The sequence below is a fragment of the Oceanisphaera profunda genome (assembly GCF_002157895.1).
GTDB classification, from domain to species: Bacteria; Pseudomonadota; Gammaproteobacteria; order Enterobacterales; family Aeromonadaceae; genus Oceanimonas; species Oceanimonas profunda.
Genome location: NZ_CP021377.1, coordinates 1,486,334 through 1,510,772, shown reverse-complemented (window position 1 = coordinate 1,510,772; position 24,439 = coordinate 1,486,334). Strand labels below are relative to the sequence as shown.

24 protein-coding genes are annotated in these 24,439 nt (G+C 50.4%); 14 read left to right on the top strand and 10 right to left on the bottom strand.

The window, feature by feature from the left end; genetic code table 11:
* Window positions 1-21 precede the first annotated feature (21 nt).
* The 10 genes from CBP31_RS06545 to zapB all read left to right on the top strand — a co-directional run bounded on the left by CBP31_RS06545 (window position 22) and on the right by zapB (window position 8,315).
* A complete protein-coding gene (locus CBP31_RS06545; protein WP_087035627.1) occupies window positions 22-699 on the top strand; it encodes an SURF1 family protein in 678 nt (225 codons plus the stop codon).
* A complete protein-coding gene (locus tag CBP31_RS06540) occupies window positions 692-1,231 on the top strand; it encodes a hypothetical protein (protein WP_227875175.1) in 540 nt (179 codons plus the stop codon). Before CBP31_RS06545 ends, CBP31_RS06540 begins: the two co-directional genes overlap by 8 nt.
* 9 nt (window positions 1,232-1,240) lie before the next feature.
* Complete coding sequence (locus tag CBP31_RS06535; protein WP_087035625.1) at window positions 1,241-2,353, top strand: COX15/CtaA family protein; 1,113 nt, start codon at window positions 1,241-1,243, stop codon at window positions 2,351-2,353.
* On the top strand, window positions 2,314-3,270 hold the full coding sequence (gene cyoE / locus CBP31_RS06530; protein ID WP_087035623.1) for a heme o synthase: 957 nt from the start codon (window positions 2,314-2,316) through the stop codon (window positions 3,268-3,270). The genes CBP31_RS06535 and cyoE overlap by 40 nt, the downstream gene beginning before the upstream one ends.
* A gap of 22 nt (window positions 3,271-3,292) precedes the next feature.
* A complete protein-coding gene (locus CBP31_RS06525) occupies window positions 3,293-3,910 on the top strand; it encodes an SCO family protein (RefSeq protein ID WP_227875174.1) in 618 nt (205 codons plus the stop codon).
* Window positions 3,911-4,027: 117 nt separating this feature from the next.
* Window positions 4,028-5,380, top strand: a complete 1,353-nt coding sequence (dinF, locus tag CBP31_RS06520; RefSeq protein WP_087035619.1) for an MATE family efflux transporter DinF — start codon at window positions 4,028-4,030, stop codon at window positions 5,378-5,380.
* 222 nt (window positions 5,381-5,602) lie between these two features.
* Complete coding sequence (locus CBP31_RS06515) at window positions 5,603-6,067, top strand: tRNA (cytidine(34)-2'-O)-methyltransferase (RefSeq protein WP_087035617.1); 465 nt, start codon at window positions 5,603-5,605, stop codon at window positions 6,065-6,067.
* Window positions 6,068-6,188: 121 nt separating this feature from the next.
* A complete protein-coding gene (locus CBP31_RS06510; RefSeq protein ID WP_227875173.1) occupies window positions 6,189-7,103 on the top strand; it encodes a cation diffusion facilitator family transporter in 915 nt (304 codons plus the stop codon).
* A gap of 33 nt (window positions 7,104-7,136) precedes the next feature.
* Window positions 7,137-7,919 (top strand): serine O-acetyltransferase, encoded by a 783-nt coding sequence (cysE, locus tag CBP31_RS06505; RefSeq protein ID WP_087035615.1) that lies wholly within the window; start codon window positions 7,137-7,139, stop codon window positions 7,917-7,919.
* Window positions 7,920-8,063: 144 nt separating this feature from the next.
* The gene (gene zapB, locus CBP31_RS06500) at window positions 8,064-8,315 is read left to right on the top strand and encodes a cell division protein ZapB (RefSeq protein ID WP_087035613.1); all 252 of its coding nucleotides are present in this window, start codon (window positions 8,064-8,066) and stop codon (window positions 8,313-8,315) included.
* 166 nt (window positions 8,316-8,481) lie between these two features.
* On the opposite strand, the gene rraA is transcribed toward zapB, so the two are convergent.
* From rraA to priA, 6 genes are all read right to left on the bottom strand, one after another.
* Window positions 8,482-9,021 (bottom strand): ribonuclease E activity regulator RraA, encoded by a 540-nt coding sequence (gene rraA / locus CBP31_RS06495; RefSeq protein ID WP_087038646.1) that lies wholly within the window; start codon window positions 9,019-9,021, stop codon window positions 8,482-8,484.
* Between the two features lie 133 nt (window positions 9,022-9,154).
* The gene (gene hslU / locus CBP31_RS06490; RefSeq protein WP_087035611.1) at window positions 9,155-10,486 is read right to left on the bottom strand and encodes an HslU--HslV peptidase ATPase subunit; all 1,332 of its coding nucleotides are present in this window, start codon (window positions 10,484-10,486) and stop codon (window positions 9,155-9,157) included.
* A 67-nt stretch (window positions 10,487-10,553) separates the two neighbouring features.
* Complete coding sequence (hslV, locus tag CBP31_RS06485; protein ID WP_087035609.1) at window positions 10,554-11,087, bottom strand: ATP-dependent protease subunit HslV; 534 nt, start codon at window positions 11,085-11,087, stop codon at window positions 10,554-10,556.
* A gap of 87 nt (window positions 11,088-11,174) precedes the next feature.
* Window positions 11,175-11,771 carry an SPOR domain-containing protein gene (locus CBP31_RS06480; RefSeq protein ID WP_087035607.1) on the bottom strand — a complete coding sequence of 199 codons (597 nt, stop codon included), beginning with the start codon at window positions 11,769-11,771 and terminating at the stop codon, window positions 11,175-11,177.
* Between the two features lie 4 nt (window positions 11,772-11,775).
* On the bottom strand, window positions 11,776-13,533 hold the full coding sequence (gene argS / locus CBP31_RS06475; RefSeq protein WP_087035605.1) for an arginine--tRNA ligase: 1,758 nt from the start codon (window positions 13,531-13,533) through the stop codon (window positions 11,776-11,778).
* A 266-nt stretch (window positions 13,534-13,799) separates the two neighbouring features.
* Entirely contained in the window at window positions 13,800-15,998 is a 2,199-nt protein-coding gene (gene priA, locus CBP31_RS06470) for a primosomal protein N' (protein ID WP_087035603.1), read from the bottom strand.
* Between the two features lie 143 nt (window positions 15,999-16,141).
* Between priA and rpmE the strand changes: the two genes are divergently transcribed.
* Both rpmE and CBP31_RS06460 read left to right on the top strand, forming a co-directional pair.
* The gene (gene rpmE, locus CBP31_RS06465) at window positions 16,142-16,357 is read left to right on the top strand and encodes a 50S ribosomal protein L31 (RefSeq protein ID WP_087035600.1); all 216 of its coding nucleotides are present in this window, start codon (window positions 16,142-16,144) and stop codon (window positions 16,355-16,357) included.
* A 771-nt stretch (window positions 16,358-17,128) separates the two neighbouring features.
* A complete protein-coding gene (locus tag CBP31_RS06460; RefSeq protein WP_087035598.1) occupies window positions 17,129-18,373 on the top strand; it encodes a malic enzyme-like NAD(P)-binding protein in 1,245 nt (414 codons plus the stop codon).
* A gap of 202 nt (window positions 18,374-18,575) precedes the next feature.
* On the opposite strand, the gene trmA is transcribed toward CBP31_RS06460, so the two are convergent.
* Window positions 18,576-19,685, bottom strand: coding sequence for a tRNA (uridine(54)-C5)-methyltransferase TrmA (gene trmA / locus CBP31_RS06455; RefSeq protein ID WP_087035595.1), 1,110 nt, complete (start codon window positions 19,683-19,685; stop codon window positions 18,576-18,578).
* A 132-nt stretch (window positions 19,686-19,817) separates the two neighbouring features.
* Here trmA and CBP31_RS06450 point away from each other — a divergent pair.
* Window positions 19,818-21,010, top strand: a protein-coding gene (locus CBP31_RS06450; protein WP_087035592.1) for an IS3 family transposase whose coding sequence is annotated in 2 segments (ribosomal slippage) — window positions 19,818-20,115 and window positions 20,115-21,010 — 1,194 coding nt in all. Because the reading frame shifts where the segments join, the coding sequence is not laid out codon by codon here.
* 52 nt (window positions 21,011-21,062) lie between these two features.
* On the opposite strand, the gene CBP31_RS06445 is transcribed toward CBP31_RS06450, so the two are convergent.
* A protein-coding gene (locus tag CBP31_RS06445; RefSeq protein ID WP_407668743.1) for an IS5 family transposase occupies window positions 21,063-21,814 on the bottom strand; the annotation gives its coding sequence in 2 pieces (ribosomal slippage) (window positions 21,063-21,484 and window positions 21,484-21,814; 753 coding nt in all).
* Between the two features lie 325 nt (window positions 21,815-22,139).
* On the opposite strand from CBP31_RS06445, the gene CBP31_RS06440 reads away from it, so the two are divergent.
* Window positions 22,140-22,667, top strand: a complete 528-nt coding sequence (locus tag CBP31_RS06440; RefSeq protein WP_087035589.1) for an ATP--cob(I)alamin adenosyltransferase — start codon at window positions 22,140-22,142, stop codon at window positions 22,665-22,667.
* Here the strand turns inward: CBP31_RS06440 and CBP31_RS06435 are convergent.
* Entirely contained in the window at window positions 22,664-23,026 is a 363-nt protein-coding gene (locus tag CBP31_RS06435) for a hypothetical protein (RefSeq protein ID WP_087035587.1), read from the bottom strand. The genes CBP31_RS06440 and CBP31_RS06435 overlap by 4 nt on opposite strands.
* Before the next feature lie 12 nt (window positions 23,027-23,038).
* Complete coding sequence (locus tag CBP31_RS06430) at window positions 23,039-24,379, bottom strand: sulfite oxidase (RefSeq protein ID WP_087035584.1); 1,341 nt, start codon at window positions 24,377-24,379, stop codon at window positions 23,039-23,041.
* Window positions 24,380-24,439: the final 60 nt, after the last annotated feature.

The window sequence follows — 24,439 nt, the reverse complement described above, 5'->3', positions numbered from 1 at the left end:
GATGCAAGCCAAGGAGACTGAATGTTAAGTAGAGGAAAAGATGCGGGCTTACTGCTGCTAACCGCGGTGCTCAGTTTATTGATGCTGGGGATGGGAGGCTGGCAGTTGTCTCGCGCTGAAGAAAAGCGCCAGTTGTTAGCCGAATGGCAGCAGCGCCGTAACAGTGACATTAGCCTAGCCCAAGCCAGTGCCATGGTGATTCCTTTTGGATATCGGCTCACGACTCATGGGCGTTACTTAGCCGGAAAGGAAGTGTGGCTTGATAACCAAATACAAGCAGGACGGGTAGGCTATCGTTTAATTCGCGCCTTACCCACGGCACAAGGCCTGCTGATGGTGGATACGGGCTGGCAGCCTGCAGATGCCGATCGGCGCCAGTTACCCGCCATTGCTGCCATCACTCCCCCCATACCGTTATCTGGACATCTGATACGTCCCTACCAAGCCCCTATCTCATTAGGTCAGTTCACATTTATCCCGAGTCATCCACTGGTGCCCAGCTTAGCGCCTGCATTATTGACCCAAATCTGGGGGGAGCCGGTGCTGCCTTTCGTCCTAAAACTGAGCGCTGAACATGAGCAGTGGCAGCCGGTGGTAATGGGGCCTGAGCGGCATCTTGGCTACGCTGTGCAGTGGTTTTTGATGGCGCTGGCGGTATGTATCGCCGCGTTCTGGTATTACCGGAGGCCTCATGAGTAACCCTCAGTACGAACTTAAGTCTCACCGGCAGGCCGAGAGAGTACAGCCTTTGCCCAGACGATATCGCACGTTGGTCGCCTTATGCTTAGTATTTTTATTACCCGTGGGGTTGGCATGGCTAACCTTACAACAAGGTTGGTTTACGACGGGGGTGAATAATCACGGCCAATGGGTTACGGGACAAGTGGCTGCGGATTCACAGTGGCGATTAATCGTGCCCCAAGCGGCCAATTGCGCTGCTTGTTCGCAAGCAGAGCCTCTATTGGCGCAGGTAATTTTGGCCTTAGGCCGAGATAGCTCGCGGGTGCGTCAGCTGTTCATGCCGGCGAGCGCAGAGCTAGAAGCGGGGTTTGTCTATATCGCGGATCCGCCAGGTACGCTGATCATGCGCTATCCGCTTGATGGGCGGTTAGAGCAAGGCGCTTTATCATCAGAGCCAAGGCAGCTAGAGCTGCTACAGCCAGATCAGATAATGGCTAAAGCATTGCTCAGTGATGTGCGCCGTTTATTAACCTATTCGCGGTCTGGATAAGGAGCTGTGATGCGTCAACTCTGCTTGTTTGCTTTTGCGCTGACGCTGCTGGTGGTGTTGCTGGGCGCCTACACGCGTTTAACCGATGCGGGCCTAGGCTGTCCAGACTGGCCGGGCTGTTATGGTTTTAATTATGTTCCCGATACCGCCTTTGAGCAGCAACTGGCAGCAAGTCGCTTTCCGGATAAGCCGCTTGATCTGGCCAAAGCCGGTAATGAAATGCTGCATCGTTATGCGGCGGGTAGCTTAGGCATGATTATTTTAGTGCTGGCGTTGTGCTCGTTGCGAGCCCGCCATCGCGCTTATCGCATTGGTGCTTGGTTATTGCTCGCTTTGGTTATTGTGCAAGCCACCTTAGGCATGTTGACCGTGACCCTTAACTTACTGCCCTTTATTGTGCTCGGTCACTTGTTGGGCGGCTTTAGTATTTTGGCGCTGTTGTTTTTATTATTACTCCGTGCGCGCTCACGAGCAGCCCAAGACGGCGAGCCCCGTTCTCGCTTACACACTCTTCAATATTCTCGCCGGCACTCTCTGCAACACCCTCGCCAGCACTCTCAGCAACAATCTCAGCAGCGCTCTCATCCACAATATGCTCGGCAGTTGCTGGCGCTGTGGTGGGTGGCCTTGCTGGTGCTAATAATACAAATCGCACTTGGTGGTTGGACGGCCGCCAACTATGCGGCGTTGGCTTGTGTGGAGTTACCCGTATGCCAAGGAGACTGGTTAAGTCAGTGGCAGTGGAGTGCCTTTCATCCTCATGGTATGCCTGCCGCCAGCTATCAATACGGGGTGCTAAGTAGCGATGAGCGGATCACCATTCATGTGGCTCATCGGTTGTGGGCCATGGTAACGGCGGTGGTGCTATTTACACTAGCGTGGCGATGTTACCAAGTGCGTGAGCTGCAACTCTGGAGTGCTTGGTTGGCGCTGGCAGTCTTGGTGCAGTTGACGTTAGGTGTCGCCAATGTTTGGTGGCATTTACCTTTGCCGCTGGCAGTGGCGCATAACGCAGGCGCGGCTTTTTTATTATTAATGGTCACCGGGACCGGTGAGCGGCTCTGCCGAGCAAGGGAGGCTATATGGCGAGAAACACGGCATCTATCAGCAATAAAGCAGTAGTGGGCACCGACCAAACCAGTGGCATCAACAAAACAGTGAGTGCCACTCACAAGCCAGCACATTGGGCGGACTATTGGGCACTGACTAAGCCTAAGGTAGTGGCGCTTATCTTGCTCACCGCAGTAGTGGGCATGTATTTAACCGAAATAGTGCCGAGCTTGCTGCAGGTGGCGGTGGCCACGCTTGGTATCGGTTTAATGGCCGGCGGGGCGGCGGCGATTAATCATGTATTAGATAGGCGTATCGATATTCAAATGGCGCGCACCTACCATAGACCCGTTGCTCAAGGGCGAGTGAGTAGCAGTGCGGCCTTGGTCTTTGCGCTGAGTTTGTCAGCTGCTGGCTTGGCGATTTTATTGGTGTGGGTAAATGCGCTGACCGCTTGGCTTACCTTGGCCTCTTTGCTGGGTTATGCGGTGGTATATACGGTCTGGTTAAAGCGGGCCACGCCGCAGAACATTGTGATCGGCGGACTGGCGGGGGCCATGCCGCCCTTGCTCGGTTGGACGGCCATTACCGGTGAGTTTCACGGTCATGCCTTGCTATTGGTGATGATTATCTTCGTCTGGACACCGCCGCATTTTTGGGCGCTGGCTATTCATAGGCGTGACGATTATGCCAAAGCCGGTGTGCCTATGTTGCCAGTAACCCATGGTATTGAATTCACTAAAACCTGCGTGCTGCTTTATACCTTACTGTTAACCTTGGTTTGCGTACTGCCTTGGATAGTGGGCATGTCGGGGCTGCTGTATCTGGTGGGTGCCAGCTTGCTGAACTTACGCTTTATGCAATGGGCGTGGCGGCTGAAGTTTAGACCTTCTGCTCAAACCGCATTACACTGCTTCCACTTTTCAATTAGTCACCTGATGTGGCTCTTTGTGCTGATATTGGCGGATCACTGGATAAATTATGGCTAAAACAAATCGATGGATATGGGTAATGGCAATGGTTGTGCTGTTGATCGGCACTCTAAGTGGCGGCGCTTGGTATGCAGATAAAAAAAACAGCCTAACGGGTGCAGTGGTGGTGTACCCCCAAGCGCGCCCGCTAACGACTTTTACCTTAACTGACGGTGACGACGAGCCTTTTACCGAACAAAATTTTGCCGACCATTGGAGCTTAGTATTTGTTGGTTATACTTTTTGCCCTGATATTTGCCCCACTACCTTATCGGACTTATCGCGCATTTATCCTGAACTCACTGCGCTGAGCGATAAGGTGCAGGTAGTTTTCGTATCGGCGGATCCGGCGCGAGATACGCCTGAGCGGCTAAAAGCCTATACCGAGTATTTTAATCCCAACTTTATTGCCGTGACCGCCGACCATGAGCAACTGATGCCTGCGGTGCAGCAACTGGGATTAATTTATGGCATTTTTGACCGAGAAGACGCTAACTACTTAGTGGATCATTCCGCGTCCATCGCCTTGGTGAATCCTAAGGGTGAGCTGCATGCCTCGTTTCGTCCCGACTTTGATGAAGAAACGGAAATGCCGTTAGTGGATGGCCCTGAGCTAGTGAAAAACTTTTCCAGCATCCTAGCCCGCTGGCGCGGTTAGCGTAAGACATAGCTACATATTACACGTATGTAGTCGCGTGCTTTAGCCGCGAAAAGCTGCGTAGCAGGTTCTGGTGCACAGATCCTGCCCTTCACCGTTTTTAAGTAAGAATCAATTATGCCTCCCTCTTTTTTTAGTGCCGCTCGCCACCGTCAGGTGTTTGTGTTGGCGCTGCCTATGGTGCTGTCCAATATTACGGTGCCGCTTTTAGGTTTGGTCGACACCATAGTTATTGGTCACTTAGAGCATGCTTATTACCTCGGTGGCGTGGCGGTGGGGGCCACTATTATTAGCCTGATCTTTTGGTTGCTGGGCTTTTTGCGTATGTCGACCACAGGACTCGCGGCGCAGGCCTTTGGCGCGGGGGATGAACCTCGCTTGCTGCAAGTGTTGGTGCGAGGGCTGTTTTTAGCCTGGGGGCTGGCGCTGGTGATTCTGGTGCTACAAAAACCCATCACGGAGCTGGCATTTTGGTTGATTGGTGGCAGTGAACAAGTACAGCACTATGGCCGAGATTATGTATTAGTGCGCATTTGGAGCGCACCGGCGGCCTTAACTAATCTAGTGTTGCTGGGTTGGTTACTGGGTAACCAGAATGCACGCGCGCCCATGTTGTTATTGATTCTGGGCAACGGCGTCAACATAGTGCTCGATGTGTGGTTTGTGCTGGGGCTGGGCTGGCAGGTAAAAGGGGCCGCGGCGGCTTCTGTGTTGGCGGATTATTTAGCCACCGCCCTCGGAGCTTGGCTGGTGTGGCGCACGTTACAAAAACGTGGCATTCGACCGGCGGCAGGTTTTTGGCCTGCTTGCCTAAATATCAAGGCCTTCAAACAATTGCTGGGGCTTAATCGCGATATTTTTATTCGTGCGTTGTGCTTGCAGCTTACCTTCGCCTTTATGACCTTTCAGGGCGCCCGCCTAGGTGATGAGGTGTTGGCGGCCAATGCGGTATTGATGAACCTATTGATGTTTATTTCTTTTGGTCTGGACGGTTTTGCCTACGCGGTCGAAGCCATGGTGGGCAAAGCCGTGGGCGCGCGTAATCGACTCGAGTTTCGGCTCGCCTGTGCGTTAAACTTATTTTGGGGTGCGGTGGTAGCGGTACTGTTCGTGCTGGTATTTGCGCTTGTAGGCCAGCAGCTGATAGGGCTTATCACCACCATTAGTGAAGTGCGTGAGCAAGCGGTGCGTTACTTGCCTTGGTTGGTGTTGATGCCACTGGCTGCATGTTGGTGTTTTATTTTGGATGGTATTTTCATCGGTACTACGCGCGGCGGTGAGATGCGCGATATGATGTTGGTCTCTACAGCAGGGGTGTTCTTCCCAGTGTGGTATTTCAGCCAAGAGTTAGGGAATCATGGTCTGTGGTTGGCCATGCTGTGTTTTATGCTAGCGCGAGGTATCACCTTAGGCTGGGCCTGGTGGCGATTGGAGCGGGGCCAAGGATTTATCAGCGACGGAGCTGCGTGAAGCCTAAATTAGGATAAAACGAGATATAAAAGCCAAATCTAAACTTATTTTTGCCACGGAATACACGGAAAAACACAGACATAGAATAATAAAAGAGCAAAGTCACATATCTTTTGTAAGGTCTGACTAACTAAATATTAGTATTTTATCCGTTCTCATTTTTCCGTGTCCTTCCGTGTATTCCGTGGCGAGAACGTCTTTAGTCTTTAAGAGTATTAACCCATGTTTGAAATTGCGCTCTATGAACCCGAAATCGCGCCTAATACCGGCAACATCATGCGCTTGGCGCGTAATAATGGCTGCCATTTGCACCTGATTGAGCCCATGGGTTTTCAACTGGAAGAAAAGCGCTTACGCCGCGCCGGCTTGGATTACGCAGATTTTGGCCGTATTTCACTGCACAAAGACTATGCCGCCTTCTTGCTCGCCGTGGCAGGAAAACGTATTTTTGCCTGCACTACCAAAGGCAGTCAGCCCCATCATAAAGCCAGCTATCAGGCAGGAGACATCTTGCTCTTTGGCCCAGAAACCCGCGGCCTGCCAGACACTGTATTGGCAGACATTGAACCTGAATGTCGTATTCGCATTCCTATGCAGCCCGATAGCCGCAGCTTGAACTTATCCAATGCGGTGGCCATCATCAGTTACGAAGCTTGGCGCCAACATGATTTTGTTGGTGGAAAATAGCTAAAGACTGTGAAGGGGGAGGTGGGAATGGTGAGGGCGAAAAATACCAAGCTAACAGGCGGGCGTGTTTTACGCCTCACCCCTCACGCTTCTCCCTTCACGAACCGGTAAGGAGTTTGTGGTGAATAGTAAGGATGAGGTGATTTCTGAGACCTCGACGTATGAACGGTTAGTCACGCGGGCGGCCAAGGCGGCCATGGTAGCGGCGGGGCTGATGATAGTGACCAAGCTGCTGGCGTGGTTTTCTACGGACTCCGCTAGTATGTTGGCCTCGCTCACCGACTCATTGTTGGATATTAGTGCTTCCTTTATTAACTTGATGGCCATTCGTTACGCCTTGATGCCGGCGGATAAAGAGCACAGCTTTGGTCATGGTAAGGCGGAGTCATTAGCGGGCTTGGCGCAATCGGCGTTTATTAGTGCCTCGGCTATTTTCCTGATGATCACCGGTATCTCTCGCTTGTTAAACACGCAAACCGTCAGTCATGCAGGGCTTGGCATTGGCGTGATCTTGTTTTCGATATTGGTCACTTTAGTGTTGGTGCTTTATCAGAGTTATGTGATCAAAAAAACCAATTCGGTGGCCATCCGTGCCGATCAACTGCACTACCGATCAGACATCTTATTGAACGTGGGTGTGTTGCTGGCCCTTGGTCTGGCTTGGCAAGGCTTTCATTGGGCGGACGGGTTATTTGCGTTATTAATTGGCGGCTATATCCTGAAAGGCGCGCTTCAAATTGGCTATGATGCGGTACAGATGTTGTTAGATCATCAGTTGCCGGATGACGAGCAAAGGCGCATTATTGAGGTGTGTTTAAGCGTCGCTGGGGTGCACGGTTTGCATGACTTGCGCACTCGCCAATCGGGCGTGACCCGCTTTATTCAATTGCACTTGGAGCTGGATGATCATTTGCCCTTAGTGCAAGCGCATCAGATTGTTCTGCAAACCGAGCGAAAGCTGGAGCAGCTATTTCCGCACACCGATATTATTATTCATATGGACCCATTATCGGTCCTGGCCCCTGCTGGGGTATGAACACCACTTTTTACAGTAGACAAGGTTTAACCCATGGAAGACGGCATTCAAGCTAGTACTTGGTTGCGCATCCGCGAAGAAGCACGCTGGATGATTGCAGAAGAGCCCATGTTAGGTAGCTTTTATTATTCGACTATTCTCAACCATGAGACATTAAAGTGCTCACTGAGCTTTATTCTGGCTAATAAGCTAGAGAGCTCGGTGATGCCTGCTATCAGCCTGCGTGAGGTGATAGAGTCGGTAATGGATGCAGAGCCCTGCATCTTAGATATTGCCGCCACCGACATTTGTGCGGTTCAAGAGCGGGATCCGGCGGTGGACTTATTTTCCACGCCGCTTTTGTATCTAAAAGGCTTTCATGCGCTACAGGGTCACCGTATAGCTAATTGGTTGTGGCGCCATGGTCGCCGCGCCTTGGCTACCTATTTGCAAAATCAGATTTCGGTGGTGTTTGGGGTGGATGTACACCCAGCGGCGCGCATCGGCAAAGGGATTATGTTTGACCATGCCACCGGTATTGTAGTGGGTGAAACAGCTGTGATTGAAGACGACGTTTCTATCTTACAAAATGTCACCTTAGGCGGCACAGGTAAGGCGGGCGGCGATCGACACCCGAAAATTCGTCAAGGGGTGATGATAGGTGCGGGCGCAAAAATTTTGGGTAATATAGAAGTGGGCTGTGGGGCCAAAGTGGGGGCCGGCAGTGTGGTGTTAGAATCTGTTCCGCCGCACACTACGGTGGCTGGGGTGCCGGCGCGTGCAGTAGGGCGACCTTGCTCCGATATGCCTTCTTTTGATATGAACCAAAATATTTAGGACTTTTATTGACGCAGAGCAGATAAATATCCTCTAATCTGCGTTGCAAACGCAGTGGCTACTTGTTGTCAAGCAAATGCCGCTGTATCCTCGTTGCTATTAGCGGCCAGCAGGCCGGACAACCGTTATTTTAGAGGTGAATGCATGTCTTTTGATGTATTAGAAAAGCTGGAAGCCAAAATACTGTCGGCCGTAGACACTATTGATTTGCTGCAAATGGAAGTTGAAGAGTTAAAAGAGCTGAACAGCCAGTTAGGCGAAGAAAATCAGCAACTCAAGCAAAGCCATACTCAGCTTGAGCAAGATAATCAGCAGCTCAAGCAACAGCATGAAGCTTGGCAAGACCGTTTACGTGTCTTGTTAGGTAAAATTGATCAGGTAGAAGAAAGCGCATAATTTCGCCGTGAGCAGTGATGGCTAAAGCGAGAGGCGCAATACCTATCGCGACCTGTATTGCTCAACGTTGCATAAAGCGCCATGCAAAAAGGCCAACCCCATGGGGTTGGCCTTTTGTTTTAGCTCTGGTTAGTTTTTATCGCTAACTGACAGCTTACGACTATGTTTAGGCTTGGTCGTCGTCTTCGCTTTCGTGGTACTCGCCGTCGTAATCGCCTTCATCTTCGATATCCAAGGGTTCCGGCGATAAGATCACCCCAGTGGTATCCGCATAGACATAGTCGGCGGGCAAGAAAGTCACGCCGCCAAAGTTAACCGGTACTTGCAGCTCACCTATGTCGTTGGCATCCGCACCCACAGGGATAGACGCCAAGGCTTGAATGCCAATATCCAGATCTTCCAGCGCATCTACCTCGCGCACACAACCATAGCAAATAATGCCTTCCCAGCCATTGTCGGCTGCGGTTTCGGCAATGTCTGCATCAAGCAAGGCACGACGTAAAGAGCCACCGCCGTCAATCAGCAACACTCGGCCTTGGCCGTCTTCTTTTACCGTGTCGCTAATCAAGCCGTTAGACTCAAAACACTTGATGGTGGTGATAGAGCCGCCAAAGGAGTTTCGGCCGCCAAAACTGGAGAACATGGGTTCAACCACGTCCACCATATCAATATAGGTATCGCACAATTCTGAAGTATTGTATTCCATGAAGTCAGCCACATTTGGAAACAAGGTGGCATCAAGTATAAAGGGGCGTGAGCGGTTTTCAATCATAATCGTGTTACCGCTCGCGCCACCCTGCTTAATGCCTTGAAAGTTATCGCTAACTTGCGAGTGAAAATTAGAGAATAAACCGACTCAAATCTTCGTCTTCTATTAAGTCTTCGAGGTAGCGATCCACATAATGCTCGTCAATAAGGATGCTTTCACCGGACTTGTCTGATGCTTCAAACGACAATTCATCGAGCAAGCGCTCCATAATGGTGTGCAAGCGACGCGCGCCGATATTCTCGGTGCGTTCGTTCACGCGCCACGCGGCTTCTGCCAAGCGACGAATACCGGCTTTGGTAAAATCGATAGTCACGTTCTCGGTGGCCAACAGCGCCTTATATTGCTCGGTGAGCGAGGCATTAGGCTCGGTTAAGATGCGTTCAAAATCATCGGTGTCCAGTGAGCGTAATTCAACGCGGATCGGCAAGCGGCCCTGCAACTCAGGGATCAAGTCAGAAGGCTTGGCTACCTGAAAGGCGCCTGAGGCGATAAACAGCATGTGGTCGGTGCGCACCATGCCGTGTTTGGTGTTGACGCTGCTGCCTTCAATCAAGGGCAGCAAGTCGCGTTGTACGCCCTCACGTGACACATCTGGGCCTGAGCTTTCACCGCGCTTACAAATTTTGTCGAATTCATCGATAAAGACGATGCCATGGTTTTCCACGGCATGAATCGCCTGCTCTTTTAGCTCTTCGGGATTGAGCTGCTTGGCGGCTTCTTCTTCGATTAATAATTTCAGCGCTTCTTTGATTTTCATCTTGCGCGGTTTGCTGGTGTGGCCGGCGGAAAGGTTTTGGAACATACCTTGCAGCTGATTGGTCATTTCTTCCATGCCAGGAGGAGCCATGATCTCGACGCCCATTTGGGGTGCCGCCACATCAATCTCAATTTCTTTATCGTCTAGCTGACCTTCGCGCAGTTTCTTACGAAAAATCTGGCGACTGTTGCTGTTGTCGGCTTTTTCTTCTTCGCCGCGGCTATTGCGCGGATTAGGCAGCAGTGCATCCAATACCCGCTCTTCGGCGGATTCTTCGGCGCGGTGCTGGTATTTTTTCATTTGCTGTTCGCGGGTCATCTTCATGGCGATATCGGTAAGATCGCGGATGATGCTGTCCACTTCTTTGCCTACATAGCCCACTTCCGTGAACTTAGTGGCTTCCACTTTAATGAAAGGCGCATTGGCAAGCTTGGCCAGACGACGAGCAATTTCGGTTTTACCCACACCGGTGGGGCCTATCATCAGAATGTTTTTTGGCGAGACTTCTTGGCGCAGCTCCAGTGGCAGCTGCATACGACGCCAGCGGTTACGCAGGGCAATGGCCACAGCGCGCTTAGCATCAGACTGGCCAACGATATGCTGGTCCAGCTCGTGAACGATTTCTCTGGGAGTCATGTCAGACATTATCAAATCCTTAATGCGGGCCAGACAGAGCCTAGCCTCAGTAAATTAGTTGCCTTATTTGCTGCGCTTATTTGTCGGCATAGTCCAGCTCTTCTATGGTGTGTTTACCATTAGTAAAGACGCAGATATCGCCTGCGATAGTCAGGGCTTTTTCGACTATTTCTTTGGCATCTAATTCGGTATTTTCTAATAAGGCGCGGGCGGCAGACTGGGCAAAAGCGCCACCGGAGCCGATCGCGATCAAGTCTTCTTCGGGCTGCACCACGTCACCGTTACCGGTGATAATAAAGGAATTTTTGGCGTCGGCGACCGCCAACAGGGCTTCTAATTTGCGTAAGGCGCGGTCGGTGCGCCAGTCTTTGGCGAGCTCTACGGCGGCGCGCTCTAGGTTACCTTGGTGGGCCTGCAGCTTGGCTTCAAAGCGTTCCAGCAGGGTAAAGGCATCGGCGGTGCCACCGGCAAAGCCTGCCAGTACCTTGCCGTTATAGAGGCGATGCACCTTGCGGGCGTTGCCCTTCATTACGGTATTACCAAGGGAAACTTGGCCATCGCCGCCAATAACCACTTTGCCATTACGGCGGACTGAAACGATCGTTGTCACTAAAAACCTCACTTGACTGTGTAGCCGCTTTAAGCGGCAAAAATGTCATCTACACAGAAATGGGGACGAAAAGCGTTAAGATCAACCCTACCAGTTTGAGATAGCACAATCGCCGACGGCTTTGGCTTTAATTAATTTGTGCTTATGTTGTTCAGCCGAGCGTTTACTGTCGTAGGGGCCTAATACAACTCGATACCAAGAACTGCCGCTGGAATGGCGCACTTGAGAACTCAAGCCTTGGAAGGCAATTTTGGCTTTGACCTGTTCGGCCTGCGCCGAAGAGCGAAAAGAGCCACACTGCAATAAAAAAAGCTGCGTCGACTCTTTAGCATCGGGGAGCTTCACCACCACTTCTTTATTTTCCAGTTGCTGAATATACGTCCACTTCTCGACCGGTTTTTGGTCGATAGGATTAACCGGTGTTGTGCTTGGTTTTTGCGCACCGATGGCGGTGTTTTTCGTTGACACCACAGCCGTTGGCGTCACCGAGCGCTGGTCGGCTGCGCCCTTAATGATGTGGATCAGATAGCCTAGGGCACCGGCGACCATCACCAGTAATAACACCGGTACAATAGGTAAGCGCCGCGGTGCAGGGGCGCGGCCTCGACCGCCGCCGCTGCTTTTTTTAGCCCGAGTGTTGGTTTTGCTTTTCGGCTTACTGCGTCTCACGTAATCCTTGGCCATGGATTTACATGCGCTCCAAAGTTTCGATGCCCAGCAAAGACAAGCCGAGATCTAATACCTTAGCGGTAGCGGCACACAGGCGTAAACGGCTGCTGCGCTCCTCACTGCTGACCCCTTCTTTATTAATGGGGCAGGCTTCATAAAAGCTCATAAAGGCGCCGGATAATTCATACAGATATAGGCACATTAAATGCGGCAGGCCTTTATCGGCCACTGATTTAATGGTGTCGTTAAACTGCACCAGCTTTAGTGCCAAGGCTTCTTCAGCCGGTGCAGTTAACATCACCTGACCTTGCAAGTTGGCGTCGCTAACAATGCCAGATTTGCGGAAAATAGACTGCACGCGAGTGTAGGCATACTGCAAATAAGGTGCGGTATTGCCCTCAAAGGACAGCATATTGTCCCAGTCGAAGATGTAATCGGTAGTGCGGCTTTTCGACAAATCTGCATACTTAACCGCACCCATGGCAACTCGACGGGCAATATCGGCTTTTTCTGTCTCACTGAAGTCGGTGTCTCTTTTGGCCAGCAGGGCGGTGGCTCTTTCTTGCGCTTCATCTAGCAAGTCCACCAAGCGTACGGTACCGCCGCTGCGGGTTTTAAAGGGGCGACCGTCTTTGCCCAGCATCATGCCAAAGGCGTGGTGCTCTAGGCTCACCGACTCAGGCACGTAACCGGCTTTGTGCACTATGCTCCACGCTTGCATCAGGTGTTGATGTTGGCGAGAGTCGATAAAGTACAGCACGCGATCCGCATGCAGCTGCTCGTAGCGATATTTGGCACAGGCGATGTCGGTGGTGGTATACAAAAAGCCGCCATCTCTTTTGCGCACGATCACGCCCATAGGATCGCCGTCTTTATTCTTGTACTCGTCCAAGTACACCACTATCGCGCCTTCGCTTTCTACCGCTAGCCCTTTGGCTTGCAAGTCTTCAACGATGCCGGCCAGCATAGGGTTATACATGCTCTCACCCATCACATGCTCGGGCGTAAGTGACACGTTGAGGCGCGCATAAATTTCTTGGTTATGGTGCAGCGTGATATCGACCAGCTTTTGCCACATGGCCAAACAATAGGTATCGCCGCCTTGTAGCTTAACCACGTAGTTACGGGCGCGCTCGGCAAATACTGGGTCCGCATCGTACTTTTGCTTAGACTCGCGATAGAACTGTTCTAAATCTGCCAAACCTGAGTCGGCCACGTCAGGGTTTTCTTTTTCCAGCTCTTCAAGGTGGGCAATCAACATGCCGAACTGGGTGCCCCAATCGCCAATGTGATTAGCGCGGATCACCTTGTGACCTAAAAATTCTAAGGTACGCACCACCGCATCGCCAATGACGCTGGAGCGCAAATGGCCGACGTGCATTTCTTTAGCCACGTTAGGCGCGGAATAATCCACCACTACGGTTTGGGTGTGCTCGGCAACCGGAATATTAGCGCGGTCGTTCGCCACCATGGCGTCTATTTGGCGGGCTAGCCAAGCGTTGTCCAAGAAGAAGTTAATAAAACCAGGGCCAGCTAATTCGGTTTTTGCTACCAGCTCAGAAGCAGGCAGATTATCCATGAGCAATTGCGCTAACACGCGCGGGTTTTGACCCGCCGGTTTTGCTAACAATAAGGCAAGGTTAGTGGCGAGATCTCCGTGACTTTTGTCTTTGGTTCTGTCTACTTGAACTCGAATAGCTAAGTCTGCAGGCAGCTTGCCTTGCTGTTGTAGCGTCGTTACCGTTTGCTCAAGTAGAGCCTGAATATGTTCTTTCATAGTCAATTCACCAAATTAAAGACAAGGTCACAGATAACCCGGGTGGGAAATTCTACTCATATCGGGGGCAGAAAACTACCGCCAAGGCCAAGTGAGGCCTGCAATAGCCGGTAAAAACCACCCGCTAGGTTATCTCAGTACAGAAGTATTTTGCTGACGGCGACGAAACTCGTCGCCTTATATTCATTTCGCTAGGCGCTTGTTAGTCGCGACTGGCGAGTTATTCGTTATTTAATCAATAGCCTAGTGTAACAGCTGGTCAATCTCTAAAAGAGATCGACGGGGTCTATATCCAATGACCAACGCACCTTACGGGCGGATGCCAACTTATCGATGATAGCCAGCGCTAACCGACACGCCGAGGCGAGCTCGCGCCTTTGTCCCGATTGTAATAATAGTTGGTAACGATATTCGCCGGCTTTGCGCTCCATTTGGGCACTTAGCGGGCCTAAGCACAACACGGTATCCGGTAAATGCGGCTGTAGCTGTGCTACCAATTGCTGTAAAAAAGTCTGCACTTGGCGTGCGTCCGTAGCTCTGGCTCGAAACAAGGCCTGAAAACTAAAGGGCGGCAAGTTTGCCAGTTGCCGTTCTTGCAGCGCACTGTGGGCAAAGTGTCGGTAACCTTGATTGGCTAAGTCTTGCAACAGCGCGTGGTCCGGCTGATGGGTTTGCAGTATCACGCGGCCCGGTTTACTGGCGCGACCAGCGCGGCCCGCCACTTGAATATAAAGCTGAGCAAAGCGCTCGGTAGCCCGAAAGTCACTGGCAAATAAGGCGCCGTCCGCATCTAACATCGCCACTAAGGTTACATCGGGAAAGTGATGGCCCTTGGCCAGCATTTGCGTGCCGATTAAGATCTGATATTGGCCGTTGCGAATGCCTTCTAAGTGCTGCTCTAAGCTGCCTTTGCGCCGGGTATTATCGCGGTCGATACGAATAATACCGTATTGCGGAAACAAGCCGCTGAGGGCTTGCTCGACTTGCTCGGTGCCAAGGCCAGTGCCCATTAACTGGCTACTGCCACAACAGGGGCAGGCGGGCGGCAGCGGGCGCTGGTGATCACAATGATGACAATGCAGTCGCGAGGGCTTTTGGTGCCAAGTGAAGTGGGCATCGCAGCGTTCACAATCAGCGATCCAGCCACAGCCATGACACAAAAGCGCGGGCGCATAACCGCGGCGATTTAAAAACAGCATCACCTGGTTGCCTTTACTCAGCTCTTGGCCCAATAACTCAATCAGTTGCGGCGATAAACCAGCGTGCATCTGCACATTTTTGCTATCCAGCAACACATGCTCCGCGACAGTGGCAGTGCCGGGGCGCTGGCTTAAGGTTAACAACTGATATTTACCTTGAGCGGCGTTGTGCAAACTTTCAAAGCAAGGCGTGGCCGAGCCCAGCACGATGGGAATATCCAGTTGATGGGCTCGTAATAGCGCTAAGTCGCGGGCGTGATAACGAAAACCCTCTTGTTGTTTAAAAGAGGTATCGTGTTCTTCATCGATAATAATCAGCCCTAAGCGGGCAAAGGGCGTAAGCAGGGCGGAGCGAGTGCCGATAACGATGGCACTGCTGCCATCACCACAGGACAACCAAGCGTCGAGTCGCTCACGCTCGTTCATGCCGGAGTGCAGGGTGCAAATCGGCAGGCTAAAACGTTGTTGAAAACGGGAAATTGTTTGCGGCGTGAGGCCAATTTCTGGCACCAAAACCAGCACTTGTAATCCCGCCTTGAGCACGGCTTCCATTACTTGTAGATAGACTTCGGTTTTGCCGGAGCCAGTAATGCCCTCTAATAAAAACGGGCTGAAACCCAAAGCGCTTTGAATCACACTCACCGCTAAGGCTTGCTCTGTGGTGAGCCTGTGCTTGTCTTGCTCGCTGATCTCCCAAGGGATGTCTCGCGAATCTTGGGGTTGCGGAACTTGGTCGCGTTTTTCAACCAGTTGCTTTTTGGCCAAGGCGTTTAAGGTAGCACTGCTTACCCCGCGCACCTGCAACTCGCCGGCGCTTAACGGCCCTTGGCGTAGCAGTGTGAGTGCTTGCTGCTGCTTAATGGCTCGCGCGGGTACTTGGGCCTCGCTATCTAATAAGTGCCAGAAACTGGAACTGCGATACGTGGCCGCTTCGCCTTTGCGCAGTAATGTGGGCAGCGCCTGAAAATACACTTCGCCCGTGGCATATAAATAGTACTGCGCGGCCCAAGCCAGTAGCTTGAGCTCGCCATCGGCTAAAATAGGCTCGGCATCTAATACTGCGGTAATCGGTTTTATTTTTGCGAAATCGATACTGGAGTCTGTGGGATGAGACAGCACTAAGCCGGTCATGGAACGGTTGCCAAACAACACCGCCACCCGACAACCAGGAGCGGGCAATGGCAAAGGACAAAGATAATCAAACTCTCGACGTAGCGGGACGGGCAGCACTACTCTAAGCAAAGCAAGTGTTGTCGATGACGACATTGATGAATTAACCTCCGGTTATCCTTGCCTGTAAAAAAGCGATACTATATTATTCGCACCCTTCACAAAACGTGAATCGTTACGTGTGGTGTCTGGCATAGGATCAGATAGCGACACGGCCTACAAATTCAGAGGTTATCCCCATGAAACAAGGTATTCATCCAGAGTACAAAGAAATTACTGCTAAATGTTCTTGCGGTAATGAGATCAAAGTCGGTTCTACCTTAGGTAAAAGCCTGAACCTGGACGTGTGCGGTGCTTGTCACCCATTCTACACTGGTAAGCAGAAGATGGTTGATAGCGGCGGCCGTGTGGATCGCTTCACCAAGCGCTTCGGTGCCTTGGCCAGCAAGAAATAAGCGAGTTTATCGCTGCAAGAGGGCGCCTAAGGGCGCCTTTTTTATTGCCTTTTTTTTACTTGAGGCTCAATAATATTTATCTCATCCATACTTAAGCCCCTCAGAATTATATAGAGAACGAGTATAAGCAAAGTTTTTTGGTGATAAGGGTGACACTGTGACTGATGGCGAGTCAGCTTATTGACCAACTTTTATGCCAGACGAAATTGTTTCCTTACGCTACATTATAGAGGGTGACACTGCTATTTTTCAGGAAGCTAGAGTAATCCGCTTTGCTGGCAGAGTTATGCCAGAGATCAGGAAGAGCACAGTCTTTCCGCTATGAAAGAAACGCTCAGACCGACAAAGATTCGTTGCAGAATAAAATGCGAATTAAGATTCGATTGAAACTGGTTATTGGTGTCGAAAGGCGTAATGATTAGGTAAGAGTTAGCACACCTACTTAGCCAACAAAGGCTGTTATTAGCCGGCCAGGTACGTGAATTAGGCTCAATGCCGTTATTGTAGATTGGGTTGAATGATGCTTTCTGTCTTGTTTGTTTGAGGCCAAGTGTGCTCGGCGAAACAAGCGTAATCAGTAGTAAAGTTAATCGCCGTGGTGAGGTCATCTTATGGTGGTAGTCATCACTGGCAGTTTTATCAGATAAAGCAATGAATATTGCTAAGCCGTGTCGAATAAGTTGATTACTATCACATTGTATAAACATTATGATAAACTTGTTCACACATAATTCGTTTAAATGTCTCCAATCACATCAGGGTACTCGTAGAATGTCCGACTTCCGTCAAAAAGCGCTCGATTATCATGCTTTCCCTACACCAGGAAAGATCTCTGTTGAAATCAGTAAGCCGGCAGAAACCGCTCAGGATCTCGCCTTAGCCTACAGCCCAGGTGTGGCTGAGCCAGTGCGCGAAATCGCCGCTGATCCAGACAACGCTTACAAATATACCGGTAAAGGTAACTTGGTTGCCGTTATTACCAACGGTACCGCCATTTTAGGCCTAGGTAACTTAGGTCCATTGGCGTCTAAGCCAGTAATGGAAGGTAAAGCGTTACTGTTTAAGCGCTTCGCGAATATCGACTCCGTTGATATCGAAGTAACGCACCGCACTACCGAAGAATTTATCCAAGTTGTTGCCGCTATCGCCGACACCTTTGGTGGTATTAACCTGGAAGATATCAAGGCACCAGAGTGCTTTGAAATCGAAAAGGCGCTGATTGAGCGTTGTAACGTACCTGTGTTCCACGATGACCAACACGGTACTGCAATCGTGACTGCTGCAGGCCTGATCAACTCTCTTGAAGTACAAGGCAAGAAGATCGAAGAAGCCCAAATCGTGTGCATGGGCGCCGGTGCTGCTGCCGTTGCGTGTATGCAACTGCTGATCAAGTGTGGCGCGCTGCGTGAAAACATCTACATGTTGGACCGCAATGGCGTTATCCACTCACGTCGTGACGACTTGAACGAATATAAAGCGCTGTTTGCCAACAACACCGACAAGCGCACGCTGGAAGATGTAATGGACGGCGCGGACGTATTCGTAGGCGTGTCTGGCCCTGACGTATTGCCAGCTGCAGCTGTTACCATGATGGCCGACAAGCCAGTTATCTTTGCTTGTTCTAACCCTGATCCAGAAATCAAACCAGAATTGGCACACGCAACTCGTCAAGATTTGGTTATGGGTACCGGTCGTTCTGACTACCCTAACCAAGTCAACAACGTGTTGTGCTTCCCATTCATCTTCCGTGGTGCATTAGACGTTCGTGCTTCGCAGATTAATGATGAGATGAAAGTTGCTGCTGTTGACGCTATCCGTGCCTTGGCGAAAGAGCCAGTGCCACAGGAAGTATTAGACGCTTCAGGTTACGAAAGCCTGACCTTCGGTAAAGACTACGTGATTCCTAAGCCAATGGACCCACGTTTGTTGCCACGAGTTGCTCGTGCCGTTGCACTGGCTGCCGTTGCCTCTGGCGTAGCTCGTACCGAGTTGCCAGAAAACTACATGCTGGACTAATCTCCACGTATGATAGAAAAAAGGGAGCTTAGGCTCCCTTTTTTGATCGCGCTGCGTGACGAAAAACAAGACAGACTTCAAAGACTTTCTCGCCACGGAAGACACGGAAGCTCACGGAAAAGTAATTAACAAAAAGGCGATTAATTGATTAAAATATCACTATGAAAATACTCTTTCGTTTATGACTCTTCCCCCTCACTCCTCACCGTCTTTTCAGATATACCCCTGCCTCTACATGATGGGTATAGGGGAACTGATCAAACAGCGCAAAACGGCTAATTTCATGAGTCTGCGACAAGGTTGCTAAATTTTGTTGCAAGGTGTCTGGGTTACATGAGATATACAAAATATTGTCGTATTCTTGCACCAGCTTTACGGTCTCTTCATCTAACCCTGAACGCGGCGGATCGACCAATATGGTATTGCAGTCATAACTACTCAGATCAATGCCGCGCAGCCGGCGAAACTCGCGTACACCGCGCATGGCTTGAGTAAACTCTTCCGCCGACATCCGCAAAATAGTCACATTATCTATGTTATTGGCTGCAATATTATATTGCGCCGATTTTACCGATGAACTGGCAATCTCGGTGGCCAATACGCGTCTAAAATTAGGCGCCAAAGCCAGTGAGAAGTTACCGTTACCGCAATATAATTCCAGTAAGTCGCCGCTCGCACCTTGAGTGGCGGCTAATGCCCAGCTCAGCATCTGCTCATTCATGTGGCCATTGGGTTGGGTAAAGCTGTTTTCTACTTGCTGATAAATTAGCTCTTGCTTGCCCACCTGCGTCGTCACCTGCAACTTTTCAATGACGTAATCTTGTCCGAGCACGATTTTTTGCTTCTTCGCCCGGCCAATAATGCTGGCATTAATCCCTGCTTGCAGTAATTGCTCACGCACCTCTTGCATGGCTTGCTGCCAAGCCTCGTCTAACTGACGATGATACAAGAGGCTGATCACCAGCTCGCCGCTCAAAGACGATAAAAAATCCACCTGAAATAAGCTACGGCGCAATACGGCGTCCGGCTTAAGCGCCGCCAACAAGGCCGGCATGGCTTGATTGATCAGTAAAGAGGCGGTAGGGAATTGGTCGACGCGGTATCTCTGCTTCGTCACTTGATCAAACATGATGTAATACAAGTCTTCATCATCATGCCAAATACGAAACTCGGCGCGCATCCGATAATGCTCTGGTTTTGAAGCGAACACATCTAAGCTTGGCGGATTAAAAGGCGCAAAAGTCTGCTGCAGTTGAGCAATTTTTGCATCTAACTGGGCCTGATAGGTGTGCGGGTTAACCACTGTGCTCATGATGTGCCTCTCTTAAAAACGAAGCGCAAATTCTAGCACGTACCAGAGCGTGAAGGGTGAAGAGTAAAGAGTAAAGGGGCAAACGTGGAATGGCCCCGAATAAGTAGACACTTCTTCAGAGTGAGGAAGTGTATGCAATACCGAACCAAACGTAAATTTAGTAATGAATTTAAGCGGGAAGCCGTTAAACTCTCTGTTTCATCACCTAAAACATTAGCTGAAATCTCCAGTGAGCTGGGGGTGCATCCGAACGTATTAAGCCGTTGGCGTCGAGAGTGGATAATGGACAAACCAGATTCGAAACAGGATAAGCCCGTTAAAAATGAAGGGCCAGATAAAAGCCTGCGTCAGTTAGAGCAAGAGAATAAGCGTCTTAAGAAAAAGCTAGAGCGCGCTGAACTGGAGCTCGATATCTTAAAAAAGCTGGAAGAGTACGCTACCAAGACACGGCGATAAAATTTGCCTTCATCGACCGGTATCGCAGCATGAGCTGGACGGTACTGGTGATGTGTCGCGTACTCCAGGTATCTCGTGCGGGTTATTATTGTTGGAAGCAGCGCCAACGAGAGCCTTCGGTTCAGGCGGAGCGTCATCGCAGTCTGCTCGCCTTTTTATTGGCTGAAGCTGAACAGCAACATGGTATTGCGGGTTATCGGAAATTGTGGCGCGAAGCGGTTGACCAAGGCTTTGCTTGTGGTAAGAATCAAGTGCAACGCCTATTACAGAGTGTGGGCTACCGTTCTTGTGTCGCGCCAAAGCCCGGGCATCGTAAACATAAGCCAGGCATCGCTGCGACGCCAAATCTGTTAAACCGACAGTTTACGGTTGCAGAAGAGAACCGTGTTTGGGTGTCAGATATAACTCAAATACGCTGTGAAGAAGGCTGGCTCTATCTGGCGGTAATAATCGATCTTGCTACCAGACAGATAGTGGGCAAGGCTCAAGGGCCGGTTAATAGTGCTGAATTAGTGATTAAGGCCTTAAAGCAGGCTTGGAAGAAGCAGAAGCCTGATGGCCGTGAGCTGATGTTCCACTCAGACCAGGGCAGCCAATATCATTGTCTGGCGACCATGACGTGGTTGAATAAACGTAAAGTGACTATCAGCATGTCTCGCCGGGGAAACTGCTGGGATAATGCGTGTTCAGAAAGCTTTTTTGCTTTACTGAAAAAGGAATGGACCCGCCGTTTAGGGCTGTTAACTCGTAAAGAGATGGCAGAAGAAATACACTTCTACATCACGCAGTATTACCACAAAGTAAGACAACACACTGCGCTGGGAGGATTAACCCCCAACGCATATGCGCAGCAACTTAATGCTGCTTAAACTGGTGTCTACTTTAGTCGGGCCATTCCAACGAACTAGGGTGCGTTCTCAATTATGCCAGCCAGATAACGGCTGACACGAGGCTCAACATTGACTGGTAATTTTTTGCCAGTCGTTCGTACCTAGTTGCTATACGACGAAATTGCTTCAACTTTTGGAAGAAACGCTCAACCAAGTTGCGATCTTTATAAACATGACGATCCAACGGCCTTGGCTCCAATCGATTTTTTCTTGAGGGTATAACCGCTTCTGCTCCAACACTTTGAATACTTTCAACAAACGCATCTGAATCATAACCCTTGTCAGCCAAGACCTGGCTAGGCGTAAAACCATCCAACAATGCCTCTGCTTGATCATATTCTGAGGCCTGCCCTAGGGTTAACAGTAAGCGCACGGGGTTGCCTAAAGCGTCAACGGCAGCATGGATTTTAGTCGTTAGTCCACCTCTAGACTTCCCCATGGCTTCTGCATCTTGCTCTTTTTTTTAGCCGCCCCATGTTGATGGACACGAACGATACTACCGTCGATCATGAGTTGCTCAAAATCAGCTTCTTTGGATAACTCCTCCATTATCGTGAGCCAGACGCCTTTGTGAGACCAACGACTATATCGGACGTAAACGCGGTGCCAATGCCCATAAAAATCAGGTAAATCCCGCCAAGGTGCGCCAGTTCGAGCAATCCAAAGTACCGCTTCAACAAATTTGCGATTATCGAGTGCTGTCACGCCTCTATCGCTAGCTTTACCCGGGAGCAGTTCTTCGATGCACTCCCATTGATCATCTCGTAGCAAGTAATGCCTCATAAGTCGTTACCTCACAAGTAGTTACTTCAAATACTATAAAGGTAGCTAATGCAGCCGAAGCGTCAAATGAGAACGCGCCCTAGCCAACACTAAACCTAATCTCGAGAGTTGTTTGCCACGGAGTTAGCAAAACGGCCAAATACGCATCCCTATGCAGAATATAGGAACGAATGTAAGCACCAAAGCCGGCAGCAAAAGAGCGGGGTTACAGAGTTCGGTGTTATCTCGCCCGCTTCACTCTTTACACTTCACCATTCACATTGTTTTCGATGGATTCCGTGGCCAGAAATGTTTAGTCTTTAAATTTAATTTACTAGGAGCCAACATGCGCCGCCCTAAGCCTGCCGATCTTCGCGAATGGTGTTATCCGTTTATCTACGAAACCCGACTTACTTGTGATTACGAAATCCTCACCGACGAACTCTGCTGCCATATTGGCGTGGTGCTCGCGATGTTGCCGGAAGAGTTTGCCGATATTCGCGCCGATTTAGAGCAATTACAGCCGTTGATTTATAACCTTAATGGTTCGGTGCGCGGTAAGAATGGGATTTTTGAAGCAGATATCGAATGGTTAAAAACGCGCTACACCTATTATCAGCAAGTGAGCGAAGGTCGAGTGACGGGGTTTGTGTTACCCAGAGGGCCGGCGCCCGTGCCGCAGCTGCACTTATGCCGTTGCACCGGTAAGAAAATAGTACGCATGCTGGTGCGCTTAGAGCAAGAGGGCAGGAGTTTCGATGAAACCCTGCCCCGATTTGCCAATGTACTGGCTAACTTTTTCTTTGTACTTACCGTTGCTATCAAGCATCGGCTAAACGTAGAAGAAGTGCCTTATATCAGCATCAATTATTAAGACTGCTTCTTACGATAGGGGTTTTCCGGTAATTGGTCGGCGCGCAACGATGGGCGTCGGGCGTCTTCCTTAGGGCCATAATTGCTGCTTAAATAATCAAGAATCGTTTTTTCTGTACTATCATCAAACGCCCATAATCCTTGAGAACCCTGCATCCAACGGATCAAAGATAGCCAATGTTCACGGCTGCCACTGTTTTGGGTGACCAAACTGGCCGAATGACAAGCAATGCAATTATTGCGTACTGTTTCCCAACCCGGCGCCATAATAAAGCCGGTTTGGGGATCTTGCTCTGCGGCCAAAGCAGGAGTGGCCGACAGCCCAAGCAATAACAAACTCACAGCGATAGGGTGTGCCATTATGTCCTCCTGTTATACAACCTGTACCGCAATACGGTGACAAGCATTGTTTAAATAGCCTTTGGGGTTCCATCCTGGCACCACCATAGGTTGCGCTTGCCCTTCGCTGTCTACGGCTCTGGCCCATACTTCGTAATAGCCTTTTTCAGGAAAAGTAAGCTCACTGTGCCAATGTTGCCAAGCGAGTCGATTAGCCGGTGCCCGCAGCTCGGCTTTTTGCCAAGTGGTACCAAAGTCTATCGACACATAAAAGTCGCTTACTTCTAGATCGCCCGCCCAAGCATGGCCACGCACGGGCAAAGGCTCGCCCAATTGATGGGTGATGCCGGTTTTAGGAAAGGTAATCAGCGATCTAACCGGCATAGAGCCGATGATTTCCATGTCCTCATCGGGTACCTGAGTACCGGGTGCGACTGGATATTTGGGCATGCTGTAAGAAGGAGCGGCCATCTTATTGCCGTCGTGTATTTTATCGCGGACCACGATTTTTTTCAGCCACTTGCCAGAAGTGGAAGCGGGCCAGCCGCCGCACACCAAACGTAAAGGATGACCGTTTAACACCGGCATATCCTCGTCGTTCATGGCCCACGCAATCAAGGTTTCGTCTTCTAGTGCCTTAGACATAGGCACGCCCCGCGAGATAGCTGCTTTGCTAGCATCGCCACTCGGATGTAAGTCAGCACCATAATAGCCGATATAAACCGCGTCTTTTTTAATGCCGCACGCTTCTAGTACGTCGCGCAGCCTTGCACCAGTAAATTTAGGGCTAGCGACCGCACCCGTGGTCCACTGGTTGCCACTGGCAGCAGGTGCGAATTCGCTGCGGCCATTACCGCCACACTCAACGGTTAGCTGGTAGCTATGGTGTTTAAAACGAGACTTGAGCTCGGCTAAGGTAAAGGTGGTGGGTTTTTCACAGGACTCGCCGGCAATTTCCAGTGTCCAGCTTGCCGGATCCAACACGCTGGCATCAGGTATTAGCCCATTGTTACGCACAAACATATGCTTAGCGGGGGTAATCTCATCATCCAATAAATGAGGCGGGGTTTCGGCGTTCAGTGGCCGATCGTTGAGAATTACCAGACCTTCTTTGCCTGGTATGGCGAAAGGTTCATTAGACTGGGCAAAAGCGGCGGGAATAAGCCCAGCCGGCATATTCTTAGAAAAGGGAATGCTGGCTCCTATGGCGGTGGCCATGGCGAGCAGACCACCGCGCTTAAGAAAGCCACGTCTACTACCCTCGTCGGTTTTGCGGTCCCATACTAGTTCGTCGGCCTTGATCGGATCTTCTGCATAAAGCTCATGTAAGCCTCGGCTAGGCTGCCCACTGTTATCTTTTGGTTCGTTTGCCATCTTATTCTCTCCTTGCTACGCATGCACCGGCAGCGTCAGACCATAACTATAGATTAAAGC